The organism is Thermogemmatispora sp., from assembly GCF_019683755.1.
Taxonomy (GTDB): domain Bacteria; phylum Chloroflexota; class Ktedonobacteria; order Ktedonobacterales; family Ktedonobacteraceae; genus Thermogemmatispora.
Genome location: NZ_JADGHT010000071.1, coordinates 1 through 16684 on the forward strand (window position 1 = coordinate 1; position 16684 = coordinate 16684).

At 61.3% G+C, this 16684-nt stretch carries 12 protein-coding genes; 7 read left to right on the forward strand and 5 right to left on the reverse strand.

The window, feature by feature from the left end; genetic code table 11:
• Nucleotides 1–376: 376 nt before the first annotated feature.
• From IRZ24_RS07115 to IRZ24_RS07125, 3 genes are all read right to left on the reverse strand, one after another.
• Nucleotides 377–1039: a hypothetical protein gene (locus IRZ24_RS07115; protein WP_297161726.1), complete on the reverse strand. Its 663-nt coding sequence runs from the start codon at nt 1037–1039 to the stop codon at nt 377–379.
• A 337-nt stretch (nt 1040–1376) separates the two neighbouring features.
• Nucleotides 1377–2741 carry a D-arabinono-1,4-lactone oxidase gene (locus IRZ24_RS07120; RefSeq protein WP_297161729.1) on the reverse strand — a complete coding sequence of 455 codons (1365 nt, stop codon included), beginning with the start codon at nt 2739–2741 and terminating at the stop codon, nt 1377–1379.
• Nucleotides 2742–2889: 148 nt separating this feature from the next.
• Nucleotides 2890–4080 carry an amino acid deaminase/aldolase gene (locus IRZ24_RS07125; RefSeq protein ID WP_366914252.1) on the reverse strand — a complete coding sequence of 397 codons (1191 nt, stop codon included), beginning with the start codon at nt 4078–4080 and terminating at the stop codon, nt 2890–2892.
• Nucleotides 4081–4629: 549 nt separating this feature from the next.
• Between IRZ24_RS07125 and IRZ24_RS07130 the strand changes: the two genes are divergently transcribed.
• From IRZ24_RS07130 to IRZ24_RS07150, 5 genes are read left to right on the forward strand one after another with little or no spacing between them, the layout of a single operon-like run.
• The gene (locus tag IRZ24_RS07130; RefSeq protein WP_297161735.1) at nt 4630–5331 is read left to right on the forward strand and encodes a sigma-70 family RNA polymerase sigma factor; all 702 of its coding nucleotides are present in this window, start codon (nt 4630–4632) and stop codon (nt 5329–5331) included.
• Nucleotides 5324–6538 (forward strand): bifunctional diaminohydroxyphosphoribosylaminopyrimidine deaminase/5-amino-6-(5-phosphoribosylamino)uracil reductase RibD, encoded by a 1215-nt coding sequence (gene ribD, locus IRZ24_RS07135; protein ID WP_297161738.1) that lies wholly within the window; start codon nt 5324–5326, stop codon nt 6536–6538. The genes IRZ24_RS07130 and ribD overlap by 8 nt, the downstream gene beginning before the upstream one ends.
• Before the next feature lie 32 nt (nt 6539–6570).
• Nucleotides 6571–7887 (forward strand): GTP cyclohydrolase II, encoded by a 1317-nt coding sequence (gene ribA / locus IRZ24_RS07140; protein ID WP_297161741.1) that lies wholly within the window; start codon nt 6571–6573, stop codon nt 7885–7887.
• Nucleotides 7865–8389, forward strand: coding sequence for a 6,7-dimethyl-8-ribityllumazine synthase (ribH, locus tag IRZ24_RS07145; RefSeq protein WP_297161744.1), 525 nt, complete (start codon nt 7865–7867; stop codon nt 8387–8389). The genes ribA and ribH overlap by 23 nt, the downstream gene beginning before the upstream one ends.
• 5 nt (nt 8390–8394) lie before the next feature.
• Nucleotides 8395–9060 (forward strand): riboflavin synthase, encoded by a 666-nt coding sequence (locus IRZ24_RS07150; protein ID WP_297161747.1) that lies wholly within the window; start codon nt 8395–8397, stop codon nt 9058–9060.
• Between the two features lie 167 nt (nt 9061–9227).
• Here the strand turns inward: IRZ24_RS07150 and IRZ24_RS07155 are convergent, their stop codons facing one another.
• Nucleotides 9228–11768: a hypothetical protein gene (locus tag IRZ24_RS07155; RefSeq protein ID WP_297161750.1), complete on the reverse strand. Its 2541-nt coding sequence runs from the start codon at nt 11766–11768 to the stop codon at nt 9228–9230.
• 501 nt (nt 11769–12269) lie between these two features.
• On the opposite strand from IRZ24_RS07155, the gene IRZ24_RS07160 reads away from it, so the two are divergent.
• Nucleotides 12270–14006: a DUF2079 domain-containing protein gene (locus IRZ24_RS07160; RefSeq protein ID WP_297161753.1), complete on the forward strand. Its 1737-nt coding sequence runs from the start codon at nt 12270–12272 to the stop codon at nt 14004–14006.
• A 167-nt stretch (nt 14007–14173) separates the two neighbouring features.
• A complete protein-coding gene (locus tag IRZ24_RS07165) occupies nt 14174–14854 on the forward strand; it encodes a GntR family transcriptional regulator (RefSeq protein ID WP_297161756.1) in 681 nt (226 codons plus the stop codon).
• 175 nt (nt 14855–15029) lie between these two features.
• Here the strand turns inward: IRZ24_RS07165 and IRZ24_RS07170 are convergent, their stop codons facing one another.
• On the reverse strand, nt 15030–16421 hold the full coding sequence (locus IRZ24_RS07170) for an MFS transporter (RefSeq protein ID WP_297161758.1): 1392 nt from the start codon (nt 16419–16421) through the stop codon (nt 15030–15032).
• Nucleotides 16422–16684: the final 263 nt, after the last annotated feature.

Here is a 16684-nt window from a genome sequence, read left to right on the forward strand (position 1 = left end):
GGCGTCTTCCAAGCTAGCGTCATTCCCTAGCGGGGCTTCTTCCTTCGGGTCGTCCCCCTGAGGGGGAGGATTGGCGGCGCTCCTCAGCCTAGCGCTGGGCTGAGGAGCGCCCTGGCCGGTGTCACTGATCTCAAGATTCCCCTCTTCCACTACAGGTACAGAGGACAGAGAGCCGTCCCATCCACGCGGGATGAGACGGCTCTCCTGCGTTGCGTAGGGAAGCAGTCCCCCTGTACAAGACAGGAAAGGAGCACAGCGTAAAGAGAGATGAGTCCGTTGGCTTCTGCTCTGCGATCCAGAGCCTCTCTCGCTGTGAATGTGCCCCTCTTTCTTTAGCCAGAGCAACAAACCGCAGCGCCAGCCCGTTGGCCTTGCCTTAGCTCAGGCAGCGATCAAGTCCACTCTCGTCGCCAAAGCAGTGACCATCGCGCGTCAGGATCACGACCCTACGAATGCTAGAGAACTGGCGTAGGGTGGCCGTGATTTCAGCCTGCACACGCGCATCAGCCCCAGTACCAGGTGAGCTGAGCTGACGGCAGAAGCGTACCGTGGCCGTGCCTAGCTCGCTACGATAACCACGCTGGTTCAGCATCAGGATGAAATCGGGGCCGCCGACCGGCAGCGGAGCCGTGCAGTCTGAAGGGCCGCTGAGTAGCGTATTCAGCTCACTGAAGAGACCAACACTGCGCTCGCTGGGCGTGGGTCCGGCGATCAGCATCTGCAGGGCGAAAGTGGCCACCGCCAGCGTCGGCGAGATGCGCTGCACAGGATAGACGGCGGCTGGATTCGTCTCCACAGAGACAGGATAGCGCGAGAAGAAGACCTTGATCAGATAGCCACCCGACGAAGAGGCACCAGCCACTTGACCCTGGACCATCGGTGCAGCCTGGGGCGCAGCCTGGGCCTGACCTTGTGCAAAACCGACTCCGCTGCCTGGTAAGAGCCAGGCTGTCAGCGCCAGGCTGAGCAAACCAAGCACAGAAACGAAAAGGCGCGATAAGGCAGGCTGCTTGTTTTTAGAAGGCTTGCTAATAAGCATTAGGATTTATTTTCCTTATTTTTAGAGGGATGCTTTAAAAGAGAGTATAAGAGACATGGCAAGAGACAGTGTACAGAATCATATCCCGCCTCTATCGGGCCAGACAGGAAGGAAACTGAGAAGCAGGTACCGCAAACCTTGGCGGAGACCTGCTTTCAGAAACAAGTATGCCTGTCGCGGCTGGGAGCCGACAATGAAACAGCTCACAGCAGATTTGTGAACTAGATCACACTGCCGGCTCCTCTGGCCCTGTGGCCTACCAAAGAAAGTGGAACCAGTGAGCAGGGGAATGGCAGGTGAACGAGCATGGCACGATCACACTCGGATCATCCGTGGGCTAAGAGATATCTCGGCCCGGCTGGCTGGTCGGAGCGGGCAGTGGCTCATCGGCGGCGAACAGCTCGCGCAGGTAGGCATTCAAAAAGATGCCCTGGGGATCAAGCTGCGCGCGCAGGCGGCGGAAATCATGCCAGCGCGGATAGAGAGCGGCCAGCTCATCAGGGCGACGCGTATGAATCTTGCCCCAGTGCGGGCGCCCCTCGTAGCGGCGGAAAATGGCCTCCACGTGGCGGAAATAGGGCTTGTACTCCATCCCCTTATACATATGCACCGCCACATAGGCCGAGTCGCGCCCATAGGCTGGGCTGAGCCAGATATCGTCACCCCTGACAAAGCGGCACTCGACAGGGAAATGCACCTTAAAACGATGCTCCTCGATGCAGGCGCGAATCTCTTCCAGCACCGGACGTAGCTGAGCGGCAGGGATGCTATACTCCATTTCGACAAAGCGCACCAGGCGCGGCGTAGCAAAGATGCGATGAGGATAATCGATTTCGTCGACGCTGGCCACGCCCAAAGCAGAGATGCGGCTGACGGTTGCCGAGAGAGCCGGCACCAGGCGATTGGCCTCCGACAGCAGCCAGAAGACGCCGTTCTCCAGTACGAGCTGGTTCACGTTGCTCCACAGTCGGCCCCAGCGACTGCTCTCGGGCACAGCCTCCGCAGTCGTATTGATCCATTTGGCTTGCACCCAGGGTGTGTATGGGAACCAGAAAAACTCGAAGTGCTCGTTTTCCTCGCGGTAGCGCTCCAGATTGTCCAGGCATTCCTGCAGTGAGGCCCGGCGGCCAATATAATGCAGAGGGCGAGCCGGCACGACGCGCAGCGTCACCTTGGCGATAACGCCCAGGGCGCCCAGAGAGACCTGAGCGGCCTTAAAGAGATCGCAGTTTTCCTCTGCGGAGCATTCGACAAGGTCGCCACTGGCTGTCACCAAGGTCAAGCCCACAACCTGAGTGGCCAGCGAGCCGAAGCGGATACCTGTGCCGTGGGTGCCGGTACTGATCGCGCCAGCGATGCTCTGGACATCGATGTCGCCCAGATTCTCCTGTGCGAGGCCGTGAGCAAGCAGCAGCTCCCCCAAGCGTCCAAGGCGTGTGCCCGCCAGCACAACCGCCGTACCGCGCTCGTGATCCACCTTCTCCAGACCCTGCAAATGGTCCAGAGAGAGCAGGACATCGTCGCTCTCAACAAGAGGCGTAAACGAATGGCCAGCGCCAGCGACGCGCAGATGGCGCCCGGCACGGGCACACTCGGCGACCGTCCTGACTAACTCTTCAAGACTGGCCGGTCTTATGATCTCTGCCCGGCAGGCAACGGTGCCTGACCAGTTCCGCCAGCTCGCTTTCTCTCCGCCAATCATGGCCAGCTCCTCCATTTCAAGTAGCAGATTTCTGATGGCTTATTAAGCTTACCGCTGATAGAGGGTAGCAACGCTGGAATATACCTGCTCGAACGCTGAGCTGCTGAGCCATTCGCGCTTGTGCTAAGCTTGAGCCGGCGGCCCAGGTTCAGAGGAAGCATTGACCATCGCCGCGGTAAGTAGTGACCGAGTCGACAACAGTGCCATTACGAACCAACAGCAGGTGTGTGAAGCGCTCGCACAGCTCGCCGGCCTTCGCGTGGCGCAGGAAGATCGGGTCGCCGAGAGAGAGCGCGATAGAACCGCTGTAGCGGATAGGCGTTTGAACCTCACCGGCGCCCTCGGTGGTGATGAGCTGAGCACCCTCGGGCAGGTAAGGCTGCGGCAGCTTATCCCTGCCGGCAGCTCCGGAGGCGACATAGCCCCCGCCAAGGCAGGTATAGATCTGCGGATGCGGGCGGCGCACAATCTCAATGGCGAAGCCTGCCGCCGGTTGATAGCGGAAGTCACGGTAGTGATCAAAAAGGGCCGGGCCATAGAAAGCCGAGCCAACTGTGATCTCGCTGACGCAGTCTTCCAGGCGCGTAGTATGCACGCTGCCGGTGCCGCCGCCGTTGACAAAGCGCACCTGGGGAGCATACTCCCTGATGAGCGCCACCAGGGCAGAGCGGCGCGCGGCGATCTCCCTTAAAGAGCGACGCTTGAGCCAGGTCACCAGGGCGTTTTTCAACACCTGGCGCGGGTAGCGATCGCCAACCCCGGCAATCTGGGCCTCATAGCCCATGATGCCGTCAAGCCAGACATGAGGAGAGGACATGATACGTGCGATGACAGGACGCACCTGTTCCACCGTGCGCAGCGGCGAACGCCAGACGCCGAAATGCAGTCCAGGAAAGTCGACAGACATGTCGATATCGAGGCAGAGGGGCAAGCGCACACCGTAGCGGCGAGCAATGGTCTCGATGCGCTCCACGTGAGCCAGGCTATCAACCATCAGCGTAATGTGGGCCCCCTCTGCCGTAGCGCGCGCCACAGTAGCGATGTCCTCCTCATGCCAGGTGGGATAGCCAATCAAGAGATCGTCCAGGCCCTGGCGAGCCAGATAGGCCGCCTCGCGAGCTGTAAAGGCCATGATCCCCTGAAAGGTCGATTCGGCGGCCAGGATATGCTTGATGATGGCAACGCTGCGCAACGATTTGGAGGCGATGCGTATCCGCTTGCCGCCAGCGCGGTCGCGCGTCAGCCGAATGTTCTCCTCTAGTAAGTCCAGATCAAGATAGGCAAAAGGCATCTGCTGACCGCGGAACACCTCGCGGTAGTACTGGTAGTCGCGGGGCATGGCCTGAGCAGAGACACGGCTCTGACTCTGCTGACCACTAGCCGGCGGGACCAGTGGGGCTGCTCCATTGCTAGACGAGGCGCGCAGCCCTTCCGCATCACCGGTAGGCGGCTGTTGCTGCGTCTGAGGTGGCTGAGGCTCGGTCATAGGCGGTTCCTCCTTGTGGCCAGCGAGGCGAGGCAAAGCAAGGCAAGGCCAGCGAAGGGAGCGAGCGGGCAGCCCTTTCCCCCTCCCCTGAAGCTTAGTTCAATCGTAGCATTGTCGCCTCTGGGAAATCAAGCGTGTTGCTGCCGGACTGCAGACGGAAGGGCTGTCACAGAAAAGGGACCCTACTCGTCTCCTTTAGTAGAACAAAAAAGAGAACGCTGTCTTCGGGGCAGGGTGAGGGAGCCAGGCCGATGCCCACGATGCAGGGCAATGGCCTCTCCCAATTCCCGATCGGCGGTATAGCCCGTACGCCCCCGCGCTGGCTGTCGCATGGCGGCGCTGGGGCATGACCTGGGGAAGTTCCAGGGCCGACGGTATAGTCCGATAGGAGAAGACTGACGATTGGAAGAGTTCAATCGCTATTATCCTCTGCTTCTCGCTACTGCGCGTAGTCTGCTGGGCAGCAGCGATGAGATCGAAGATATTTTACAGGAAAGCTATATCCGCTACGCGACGGCAGCGTCGCAGCAGATCGGCTCGCTACGCGCCTATCTGCTGACGATTGTGACGCGCCTCTGCCTGGATCGCCTCAAGTCGGCCCGCGTGCAGCGCGAGCAACCCCTTGGCCTCTGGCCAGCAGCTCCAGTGGAAGGGCCAGCGGCGGAGCCAGAAGCGCTGGTGATTGAAACCCTCGAACAGCGTGAAGCGCTGGCGCATGCGCTCTGGCTGCTTCAGGAGCGCCTCAGCCCTGCCGAGCGGGCCGTTTTTCTGCTCCACGAAGCCTTTGCCTGTTCCTACGAAGAAATTGCCAGCCTGCTCAACAGGAGCGCCAGCGCCTGCCGCCAGCTCCTGCATCGGGCGCGCCTGCGCGTCGCCCAAGCGCGGACGCGCTTCAGCGTGAAGCCCGAAGATCATCGTGCCCTCCTGAACAGCTTCCTGTTAGCGGCCCAGGGTGGCCAGGTGCAGCGCCTGATTGAAACGCTGCTACCAGCTTCGGCACCACCTGAGACGGAGGCGGCCGGCGAAACTGTTGCCACACTTGTCCCTGCTGCTGGCGATGGGGAGCCACTGATGCTCTCTGCCTTGGAGGAGTGCCATGCCTGATGATGATCGGAGATTTGCCGTGCTCAACGAGCAGAAGCGTCAGATAATGAGACGAGCGCTTGCCCTGGCGCGCTCTGTCGAGGGGCGCACCAGTCCGCGCCCGCCCGTAGGAGCAATACTGGTGCACAATGGGCAAATCGTAGGCCAGGGGGCGACGGCCCCGCCCTATGGACCGCATGCCGAGGCTCTTGCTCTCAGCGCGGCTGGTTCCCGGGCCCAGGGGGCCGATCTCTATGTGACGCTTGAGCCGTGCTGCATCGCCCTGCACACGCCTCCCTGCACCACCGCTCTCATTGCGGCAGGCGTACGGCGGGTCGTTGTGGCGGCGCGCGATCCCAATCCGCGCGTCGATGGGCGCGGGCTGGAACAACTTCGCCGGGCTGGCCTGCTGGTCGAGCTGCTAGACGAAGAGGACCCGCTGGCCCGGCAGGCGCGCGAGCTACTGCGTCCCTTTGCCACCTTTATCCGCGCCCAGCGTCCCTACGTCACGGCCAAATGGGCAATGACCCTTGATGGCAAGATTGCCGCCCGTACCGGAGACGCCTTCTGGATCAGTGGACCCCAGGCCCGGGCCTGGGCCCATGCCCTACGCGATCGTGTCGACGCCATTCTCATCGGCGCTGGCACGGCGCGCCGCGACGATCCCCTGCTCACCGTGCGTCTGGGCGCCGGCAGCCAACGCAGAGCGCGTCTCCAGCCACCGCGACGGCTGATTATCACTGGCAGCGGTCTGCTTGCGCCGCAGCTACGGCTGCTCAACACGCCCGAGGAGGCAGAGACCTGGCTGCTGATCGGCGAGCAGGTTCCCGCGGAACGGCGCGCTGCCCTGGCTCGTCCGGGTGTGCGCCTCATCGAAGTGCCCTGCGAGCCAACGGGACGAGTTGATCTGAGACTGGCGCTGCAGCGTCTGGCCAGCGAGGGCCTGATGCATATCCTCCTCGAAGGCGGGGCTGCTCTCACGGGCAGCGCCTTCGACTGCGGTTGCATTGATCGGGTTGCCGTCATCGTCGCGCCTACCCTCATCGGTGGCGCCAGCGCTCCGGTTCCCCTCGCCGGTCAGGGCCTGCCCTATCTCAAGCTGGCGGCTACTCTCTGCCATCGCCGTATCCGGTCGCTGGGCAACGACCTGCTGATCGAAGGCGAAGTCTCCTATCGCCTTCCTGCCGCGGGCCTCGGGCTAAGCCCGGAAGCCGAGAAAGCGATCTGATCAGAACATGCACGAAAGCGAGCAAGCCTGTGATGCAAGCAAGTCAACCATTAGCAACTGCTGACCTGTGGCTATCCGTACCTGCTGCTGTGCGCCGAGTGCAAGCCGGGCAGATGGTGCTGCTCTGCGACGATGAGACGCGCGAACACGAGGCTGATCTTTGCCTGGCAGCCCAATTTGCTACTGCCGAGCGCATCAATTTTATGCTGCAACAGGCCCGCGGTCTGCTCTGTGTGGCCCTGGCTGGCGAGCGACTCGATGCGCTGGCGATCCCTCTGGCTGAGCGCGCCAATGCCCCGCTACAGGACACAGCCTTTACGGCCTCAGTTGATGCGCGTCGCGGCACAACGACCGGTGTCTCTGCCCGTGACCGTGCTCTGACCGCTCGTCTACTCGTCGACCCGACTGCACAACCGGAGGATTTCGCGCGTCCGGGCCATCTCTTTCCGCTGCGAGCCCATCCAGCCGGCACTCTTGGACGGCGCGGTCATACTGAGGGAGCGGTCGACCTCATGCGCCTGGCTGGTCTGGAGCCGGGGGCCGTCATCTGTGAGGTGCTCGATGAGCAAGGTGAGCCGGCCCGTGGCCCGACCTTGCTGGACTTCGCCCGGCGTCATGGCCTGGGTCTCCTTACCATTGAGGCCATCGCGCGCTTTCGGCGCGAGCAACGCGTGATGCTGGTCAATGAGACGCGTCTGCCGCTCCCGGAAGGGGACTTTCGCCTCCGGCATTACCGCGACACCCGTCAGGCGCGCGACTACCTGGCCCTCGTTCTAGGGGAGCTAGGGAGCGGCGAGGTCCCGCCGCTCGTACGCCTCCATTCGGCCTGCACCACCGGCGAGGTCTTCGGCTCACAACGCTGCGACTGTCAGGCCCAGCTCAAGCAGGCCCTGACGCTGATTGGCCACGAAGGGCGGGGCCTGCTGCTCTATCTGCCCCAGGAAGGGCGAGGCATCGGCCTGGCTGGTAAGCTGCATGCCTATCGCCTCCAAGACAACGGCTGCGATACTGTTGAAGCCAATGAGCGTCTCGGCTACCCTGCCGATGCCCGCTCCTATGACGAGGCCGTGGCTATTCTGGCGGAGCTGGGCCTGCGCCGCCTGCGCCTGCTGACGAACAATCCGGCCAAGCTCCAGGCTCTGCAAAGTGCTGGCTTTCAGGTCGAGCGTCTCCCCTTGGAGATCGCCGCTGGCGAGAGCAACCGCGCCTATCTTGAAGTCCGACACCGGCGTCTTGGCCATCTACTCACGGCCCTACCTGTGCCGTTTCCGGCTGAAGCCGTCGAGCAAACAGGCCAGCGTGGAAAGTCAACAGAGGAGGTGCACCATGTCAGAAGCTGCCAGCCCTGAAATGCGACCCGATGGCAGCGGACTACGCATCGCGCTTGCCGTCGCCCGCTACCATCCGCAGATCACCGGGGCCATGCAAGAGATAGCGCGCCGCAGCCTCATCGCTCATGGCGTCGCCGCTAAGGACATCGACACCTGGCCGGCGCCCGGCTCCTTCGAATTACCTTTGCTAGCCCAGGCCCTAGCGGCCAGCCAACGCTACGACGCCATCATCTGTCTGGGCTGCGTCATGAAAGGCGAGACGCGCCACGATGTCCTTGTCGGTGATGCCGCCGCTCGGGGCCTGCAGCGCGTCGCTCTGGAAAGCGGCCTGCCGGTCATCTTTGGCGTCATCTGCGCCTCCAATCGCCTTCAGGCTCAGGCACGCATTCCCCGGGCCGCCGAATGTGCCTTAGCCGCCATCGAGCTGGCCTGCACCCTGCGACGTCTCCGCTCTCCTGATCCTGAGCAGGCTCAGAGTCAGGATCAGCCCGGCCAGAATCGGGGCGAAAGGAGCAGCTAGGAAAGATGTTTACCGGCATTGTCGAAGCCGTGGGTGACATTATCGCAGCCAGCGCCACCGCTCTAGAGATCGTTCTACCAACCAATTGGCCTGAGGTCCAAGTCGGCGACAGCATCGCCGTTGATGGCGCCTGCCTCACAGTCGTCGCGCGCGGCGAGCACTGGCTACGGGTTGAACTCATGCCCGAAACCCTACGCCGCACACGCTTCGCCACCCTCATCCGAGAGGAAAGGAGCGGGCAAGACGAACGCGCTGTCAATCTAGAGCGCTCGCTTCCCGTAGGAGGACGCTTTGGCGGGCACATCGTTCAAGGGCACGTCGAAGCCGTCGTCCCTGTACTCAGCACGCATGAAGAAGGCAACTCCCTCGTCTGCGAAATTGCCCTGCCCGCTGCCCTGCGGCCCTACATTGTGCCCAAGGGCTTCGTAGCCCTCAACGGCGTCAGCCTCACAGTGGTCACCTGCCAGGACGACCGCTTCTCGATTGCCCTCATCCCCTACACGCGGTTCCACACCAACCTTGGCCGCCTGCGCCCGGGTTGCCTGCTCAACCTCGAAAGCGACATCGTTGGGCGCTACCTGGTCCAGCTCCTGGGCCGCTATCCTTTCGCGGAGCAAAGCCGCCAGGCAGGGCCGGAGACAGGCGGCCCAGTGGACGCGACAGGAGAGTAAGAACAGGGGATTGCGCTGGCGAGGCCCACAACGCCAGGAAGGGTAACGAGGTGAGCAGCCTCCTTGCTGGCTCCCCCCGCTACCCTTCCAGCCGGGGTGAACGACGCTCGCTATGGGGTGGGTCTGCTAAGCAGCAAGCGTCAGCAAGCGAGAGCAAAACACTGGAACTATTGCAGCGCAACGGCGAAGACGTGCATTCTGCCGCCGCTCACCGCTGCCGGCAAGGTGACGCTTTTCACCGTCTTCCCCTGTGGCAGGGCAATGCTGACATAGAACAAGTAGCACTTCATCTGAACTGGACCACTGGGACTATTAAAGTAGGGCATACTCACCGCCTGTGGACTACCCGGCAGAGGGCGCGAGCCGCCACCGTCAAGGGTCCAGTCACTGAAGGCGATGGGGACCGTCAGCGTTGTCCCATCGGTAAAGGTGATCACGAGCTGACCGCGAGCCGGGCCATGATCAGCCGCCCCCAGCAGGCCAAGCAACTTTGCACGCGGCTGATGCTCCACCGGCAAGGTCTGGCCTGCCGCCACATAGTTGTCCGGTTCGCCCGAAAGCACATTGGGCCACACGAAGACGAAACCGCCAGCAAAGACATGGTCGCCAGGATTGACGCCAGCTCGCTGGAGGGCCTGCGCCGAATAGCTGTTGCCCCCTTGATCAAAGTTGGCCGCTGTTGGGCGTTCATCATTGCTCACGCCCACATTATTGTAAGCGGGCGCCGTATCGCTGGCTACCGAGCCAGTGCGCGCCGCTGCTGTCGCTGCCACAGGTGTGGCCAGAGCACCAGGAGCCGCCAGTGCGCTCAAGGCCCGAGGCCCCGGCCTCAAGCCACTGGCCGGCTGATGACCTGGTCCCGGCTCTGACTGAGGACCAGGCCGTCCCTGGGGGCCGGGCGGCGTCTGTGGTCCGGGGTGGGGCAGACGTAGCGGCTGCAGCGTATGCGGCTCTGGATGCTGGGGGCTTCCCTGTTCGTGACCTGGGGAAGGCAGCAGCCGCACCGTAGGCAGGAGGCCGTAGATCACCAGTGCCTTCCCACTCGGTACAAAGACCCGCCCATCGGCCACCGTCGGTACACTGAACTTCACGTAGCCTGGCAAAGCGTCGCGCTCAGGGCTTTGGTCGCTGCTGTACAGCTCGTGGGCCAGATTGCTGGCGTCGTAGGCCCGCAACACGCCGCGCGGATCAACCAGCCAAAGGATACCCGTACCGGCGCGGTTGCCACTGGAAGTCACCACCACATTGGCGCCCGGGAAAGGCAGCTCCTCCGGCGTAGCTGAGACTGGCCGCGAAGACAGGCGGCCATTGACCAGCCGATAGGCGACCACCGGACGATTCACGCTGGCAAAGTAGACATACTCGCCATCAGGACCTCGCCAGTAGGCTGGTGTGCTAAAGAGTCCACCGATGGTAGTAGGTGGAAACTCTTGCACAATCTGATCCACATCGCTGCGTCCCTGATGGTTGCAGGCATCAGGAAGCGTATGGTAGTGGCCCAAGCGATTGCGCGCCAGGACATAGATGCGTCCCTCTTTCCCCGAAGCGATCAGCTCCCCGACCGTTGGCAGTAACAAGGGAGCGGCTGAGCCGAGATCGGCATCAGCATCGTCCAGACAGCGCTCATTGAAAGGCGTAAAATAGTCAACCAGGCGCAGATCGGGCGAAAGCTTGCCCACCGAATCGCCGGCGTTGCGCCCACCAAGGTGGAGATTAAACGAGCCATTGCCGCTGGTAAAATAGAGGAAGCCATGCTCATCGGCGGTCAGGGCGCCACCAGAGCCCCAGATTCCGGCGCGTGCCCCGTCGGGCGTATCGTTAAAGACCGCCATCTGACGGAAAGCGCTCCCCGTATACTGGTAGCTCATAATCCAGCCGTGGTAAGGCATATTATCGCAGAACGATCCCCAGGCGATATAGATCTGACCGTTCGCCAGCACCAGAGCGGCGCGCTGGCGTTGGAAGCGGGGATCGAAAGCGAGCAAGCCGCGATGGCTACCAGCGCCCGACCCACGCACACTTGCCTGAATGGTCACCGGGCTGCCCTGGCGCTCCTGGCCAGTCGCAATATCGAGGGCGTGGAGGCGATAGACCAGACGTCCACCCTCCTTGGTAAAGGCCACCACATAGAGCGTGCGGGTAGCGGCATCGATCACCGGCGTACCCGTGATGCCGATCTCGGGCACCAGATCGTTACAAGCCACATCCTGGTTAGTTGGCACCTGGACGCCGCGCCCCAGAAAGCTCGTGCGCCACAACAAAGCTCGCTCGGGCCTGGTGGCATCGGCGTCGAAAGCATAGACACTATCGTGTTCAGTGGCCACAAAGACTACATTGCGCACCCGGCCCTGAATCGACAGACTGGGCACATAGAGCGGCTGGGCATAGACCTGGCCATCGACGGCCAGAGTCAAACGCTTGCCGAAGGTGCTGACATTGACATTACTCGTTGTCAGCAGAACCTCCCCCGGGTTATGACCACTGTGCCGATTATTGTATTTGAAGGTCAACACAGCGGTACCGCTTGCCGGAGCAGCGTAGGCAACAGGCCGCAGTGCGTGGCCTATGCTTTGCCGAGCAGAGGCAGGTTCCCAGGCTAGCGCCCTATCAGTTCCGCCGAGCAGCCAGGAGCAAAAGAGCAGGCCCCCGAGTAGTAGCAGGGGCAAGACTGCCACTACTCGGGGCAACAAGCGAGAGAGGTTGATCATCACGTCTCCTTCACCACTGCAGTCAAATACGCAAGCAGGGGTATGGCGTCTACTGCCCGTCGGCGCGCGGGAACGGAGTAGCAGCTCTTCTTCTCCTCGTGCTTGCTTCAGCTTGCGCGTCGCATCAACCCCTTACTGGAGGCGATTTCGTGCGTCTACGATCTGTGGCTTACTTGCGTCACATCACGTGCACCGGCTTACTTTCCCCAGAAGCAGCTTACATGCTGCTTCCATTACTTATGATACTCAAGACACAAAATGAAAATCAGTATCTCAATCATAATCAATAGCTTGGAAAGGAGAGGAAAGTGATCGAGAGGAAAAGCCCCTGAAGTCACTCGTTTCCTCTTAGGAAGCAATAGCCTATTGTCCTGAAGACTGGTCGGATGAAAAGATCTATGCTATCATAGCAGAGCCAATCGCTTTGAAGACGAGGCCTATCCCACTCAGCTCGCACCCATTACATGGTAGGGACCTCCATTCCCAAGGGAATACTAACCTATGAACAAGATCGGCAAATGGCTCCATCTCAGACTGCGGCGCTGGAGGGTGGCCTGTGGGAAGGAACTCTATTCCCCCCCTGAACCGCTGCCACGGGGACGCGCTTTCTGGCTGGCCCTGGGGCTGGTAGTAGTGGCGACGCTGGCCTACAGCATCTACTTCATTATCTTTGTGACCAGCAAGCAGGATGCTTTTGTCACCAACGGTGAAGACCTGGGCATTATGGACCAGGCGATCTGGAACACCCTGCATGGCGCGCTGCTGCACCAAACAATCTGCAACGTCCTGACCGATACCAACTGCTACGGCCTGGAAGGCATCAATCGCTTTGCCATTCACTATGAGCCGGTTCTTTTTTTAATCGTGCCGCTCTATATTTTCTGGGCTGATCCAAAAACGCTCTTGATTCTGCAAGTACTGGTTGTCGCCACAGGGGCGTTGCCGGCCTTCTGGCTAGCCCGCCTGCGCCTGCGCAGCGACCTGGCGGCTGTACCATTTGCCCTGCTCTATCTGCTCTATCCCGCGCAGCAGTACGCCGTCGACTATGACTTTCACGCTGTGACGCTGACGCTCTCTCTGCTACTCTTTGCCCTCTATTTCATGTACACACGGCGCAATGGCTGGCTACTGGCCTTTGTGATTCTGGCACTGGCCTGCAAAGAAGAGATTGCGGGGGTCATCGCCCTCTTGGGGCTGTGGATAGCGGTCTTTCAGAAGCGCTGGCGCGTTGGCCTGATTATTTTCGGGCTGGCCCTCGGCTGGACGGCCATCGGCCTGCTGGTTGTCCATTATGCCAGTCCCGTGGGGCACTCGCTGCTTGCCTCGCGTTGGTCCGAATACGGCGATTCACCGCTAGAGGTTGCTTTGACAATTCTGCAGCACCCGCTGCAAGTGGTGCGCGAGCATGTACTTGAAGCGCAGCATCTTCTCTATCTGCAGAAGCTGCTTACCCCAGCGGGCTATCTGCCGCTGCTGGCTCCCTGGGTCCTGGTACTGGCCTCACCGACACTGGCTCTCAACCTGCTCAGCTCTTCACCCAACATGTACAGTGGTCGCTACCAGTACAATGCCGAGATTGTCCCGATTCTGATCTTCGCGACAATCGAAGCGACAGTCCTCCTGCTCTGGCTGCTGAGGCAGCTTGTCGCTTGGGGAAGCCATCAGTGGGAGCGCCTCGTGAGGAGGGGAGCGCTCCTAGCCGCCGAAACGATAGGCGAGCGCCCTTTTGTCTGGCCTTTGAGACGGGTGGAGTGGCAGCTCTGGCCCATGCTGCGCGCCCTCTTCCTGCTGCTTTTGCTGAGCTATGTAATGCTGCATGCGGTCAAAGCGACTGCCCGCTACGATGTCTATAGCGCCATGCCCTACGCTGCCGGCTTCATCTGGCCGGTACAAGATGCCCACGATCGTCTTGCCTATCACTTTCTCCAGGAGATTCCACCCGAGGCCTCGGTCTCAACACAGACGATGCTGGTGCCGCATCTGAGTGAGCGACGCAGTATCTATCTCTTCCCCTATGGAGCTGGGTATGCTGACTATATCCTGCTCAATGCCCCAGGCTACTATTATCCCTTCAAGACCTATGCCGACTATGAGTTGGCCGTTGATGCGGTCCTCCGCGGTGGCGAGTACGGCGTGATCGATATGCAAGACGGCTATATTCTCCTCAAGAAGGGGGCACCAACCGCTGCTAATGAGCAGGCAGCTCGCATGGTGGCCCAGTATCGTCACACGGATTAAGCGCTGCAAAAAGGCCTGGACTTGTTCGCCGCTCTTGCGCGCTTCTTCTCCACCTTGACGCCCTTTTGCGCGCTGACCTATAATGATCAATAATCGATTGTGCCTGTTCGCAGGTGAGAAGCCGTGTCCCGGCATACGGGGCCAATTCGTGCGGGATTGCTACGCCGATGAACATCCGTACTCCTATTCTGGGCAGGCGCGTTTTGCGCGAAGATATCAAGGAATTTCTCATCGATGCCATCATCAAAGGCCAATATCGGCCTGGCGATCGCATCGTAGAGAGTCGTGTGGCGCAGGAGCTAGGCGTCAGTCAGGGGCCGGTGCGGGAGGCGCTGCGCGACCTGGAGCTGCTTGGCTTCGTAGTCAGCTCGCCTTATCGGGGCACCCAGGTACGCAGGGTCTCGCGGCGTGATCTGCTGGAACTCTATCCGATTCGGGCTGCGCTGGAGGGGGTCGCAGCTCATGCAGCGGCCACGCGCATCGATGAGGCCACGCTGCACCAGCTAGAGGAGCTGCTCAACGAGATGCGTGACGCCGCTGCGCGTAACGAGCTACACGCTCAAACTGCCGCCAATATCGCCTTCCATCGTCTGATCGTGCAGGCGGCAGGTAATCGCCTGCTGCTGCAGTATTGGGACAGCATGCAGCTCTATACAACGACCTTCGTGACCGTTGCGATGGCGCAGCGCACGCCGCAGGAGCTGGCCGAGCGCCACCAGGTGATCATCGAGGCCCTACGGGCCCGTGATCCGCAGCGCGCTGAGCAGGTGATGCGGCGCCACATCGAGGAGGCCGGCGAATGGCTACAGGTGGCCCCGCTGGCGGAAGAGGAACCTGACCGCGACTAGAGCCGAGCCGCCTGCTCTGGCAGGGTCGTCTGGATGGGATGGGATAATAGTGCATACGTCTTCCCTACTGCTCGGCGGGCAGATCAGCTTAGCATCCCTCCAAGGGAGAGGCTGATCTGCCCGCACGGGCTTTTCTGGGAGCAAGCGGCCATGCCACCCCAGTGCGCTCCTCTATCTAGGCCCGGCTTTCTACTTGACCGGCCAGTTGTTCAGCCTGGGCCTGAAGAGCCTGGCTCTCTGGCGCGGGCGTCAGCGCTCCGAGGCGGCGCATCTCGGGCCAGATGAGGGCTACACAGAGCACCACCAGAATGGTACCAAGGCCGCCACCGACGACGGCCAGTACAGGGCCGAAGAGCTGGGCCGCTAGACCCGATTCAAAACCGCCCAGCTTGTTGGAGGCGGCGATGAAGATTGTGTTCACCGCTGCCACGCGCCCACGCATATGGTCTGGCGTGCGTGTCATCAGCAAGGTGCCACGAATGACAACGCTGATATTGTCGAGTCCGCCCAAGATGAAGAGCATCACGAGCGAGAGCCAGAAGGAGCGCGAGAGGCCGAAGACAATGGTAGCCAGGCCAAAGCCGGCCACCGCCAACAGCAAGGTACGCCCGGCGCGCTTAAAGGGCGGCAGATGGGCCAGCAGAAAGGCGACGCAGACAGCTCCGATAGAGGGGGCGGCCTGCAGCCAGCCCAGGCCGGTTGGCCCGACGTTCAGAATGTCGCGCGCGTAGATCGGCAGTAGAGTCGTGGCGCCGCCAAAAAGCACAGCGAAAAGGTCGAGCGTGATGGCCGCCAGAATGACCTGGGTGCGCCGCAGGAAGCGCAGACCTTCGGCCAATGAGCGCAGGGTCCCCTCCGCGGGCTGGACTGGATGCTGAGATGGGCTGGATGTGGCCGGGCGCAGGCGCAGCAGGGCGAGCAGCCCAAGAAAGAGCAGGATGGCCAGGGCATTGAGGCCATAGATAGGGGTGGCACCCTGGAAGAGGGCTACCAGGAAGCCGCCCAGGGCCGGCCCGACAACCGATGCAAGCTGCCAGGCACTGCTTTCCCAGGTGGCGGCGTTGGCATAAAGATCCGGCGGCAGGGTCTGCGGCAGCAGAGCGGCGCTGGCCGGCTCATTGAAGGCCGTGGCTGTCCCCATGATCAGCAGACAGCCGTAGATCAGCCAGAGAGGGCCGCGCTGCCAGGAGAGGAACAGGAGTCCCAGGGAGCCAAGGGCGAGCGCGGTCTGAGCCAGCATTACCATGCGGCGTCGGTTCAGGCGGTCCGCCAGATGGCCAGCTAGCAGCGAAAAGCAGAGCACCGGCAGCACCTGGACCAGACCGACCAGTCCCAGTGCTAGCGCCGAACGAGTGCGGTCATAGAGTTCCCAGCCGATGGCCACCGTGACCATCTGCTCGCCGATCGAAGAGAGAAAGATGCCAATGAAGAGCAGGCGAAAGTTGCGATAGCGCAGGGCGCGATACGGGTCGTGGCGACTCGGCCTCCCCGCCGGCGTGGATCGCTGCTGAGTGCCGGCCATCGGGGGAGTGCTATCAGCGCCTTGTTCTGGATCGAGATCCCTCACAGACATTCCTCGTGTGTTGCCTACAATCACAATAGAGTCGCTTGCCGTCTTCAATAGGTATTTCTGGGAATTTCTTTTGAAGAGTTGAAACACCTTTTATTCATCTGAAACAAGCGAGCGGCAAGGCTCTGGATTTTACTATAGCACAGCGAGAGAGACACTTTGCATAGCCAATCCAGCCCTATGCTTTCGAGAAATGAACCAGAGAGAGTAATATTGTCGTGTACCTAGATAGCCTCTGTCCTTCGTGAAGTACGAGGGGC

Excerpts from the sequence above, each read along its gene's own strand:
- IRZ24_RS07115 (WP_297161726.1), bottom strand. The coding sequence starts at position 1,039 with ATGCTTATTAGCAAGCCTTCTAAAAACAAGCAGCCTGCCTTATCGCGC.
- IRZ24_RS07120 (WP_297161729.1), bottom strand. The coding sequence starts at position 2,741 with ATGATTGGCGGAGAGAAAGCGAGCTGGCGGAACTGGTCAGGCACCGTT.
- IRZ24_RS07125 (WP_366914252.1), bottom strand. The coding sequence starts at position 4,080 with ATGCCCCGCGACTACCAGTACTACCGCGAGGTGTTCCGCGGTCAGCAG.
- ribD (WP_297161738.1), top strand. The coding sequence starts at position 5,324 with ATGCCTGATGATGATCGGAGATTTGCCGTGCTCAACGAGCAGAAGCGT.
- ribA (WP_297161741.1), top strand. The coding sequence starts at position 6,571 with ATGCAAGCAAGTCAACCATTAGCAACTGCTGACCTGTGGCTATCCGTA.
- ribH (WP_297161744.1), top strand. The coding sequence starts at position 7,865 with ATGTCAGAAGCTGCCAGCCCTGAAATGCGACCCGATGGCAGCGGACTA.
- IRZ24_RS07150 (WP_297161747.1), top strand. The coding sequence starts at position 8,395 with ATGTTTACCGGCATTGTCGAAGCCGTGGGTGACATTATCGCAGCCAGC.
- IRZ24_RS07155 (WP_297161750.1), bottom strand. The coding sequence starts at position 11,768 with ATGATCAACCTCTCTCGCTTGTTGCCCCGAGTAGTGGCAGTCTTGCCC.
- IRZ24_RS07160 (WP_297161753.1), top strand. The coding sequence starts at position 12,270 with ATGAACAAGATCGGCAAATGGCTCCATCTCAGACTGCGGCGCTGGAGG.
- IRZ24_RS07165 (WP_297161756.1), top strand. The coding sequence starts at position 14,174 with ATGAACATCCGTACTCCTATTCTGGGCAGGCGCGTTTTGCGCGAAGAT.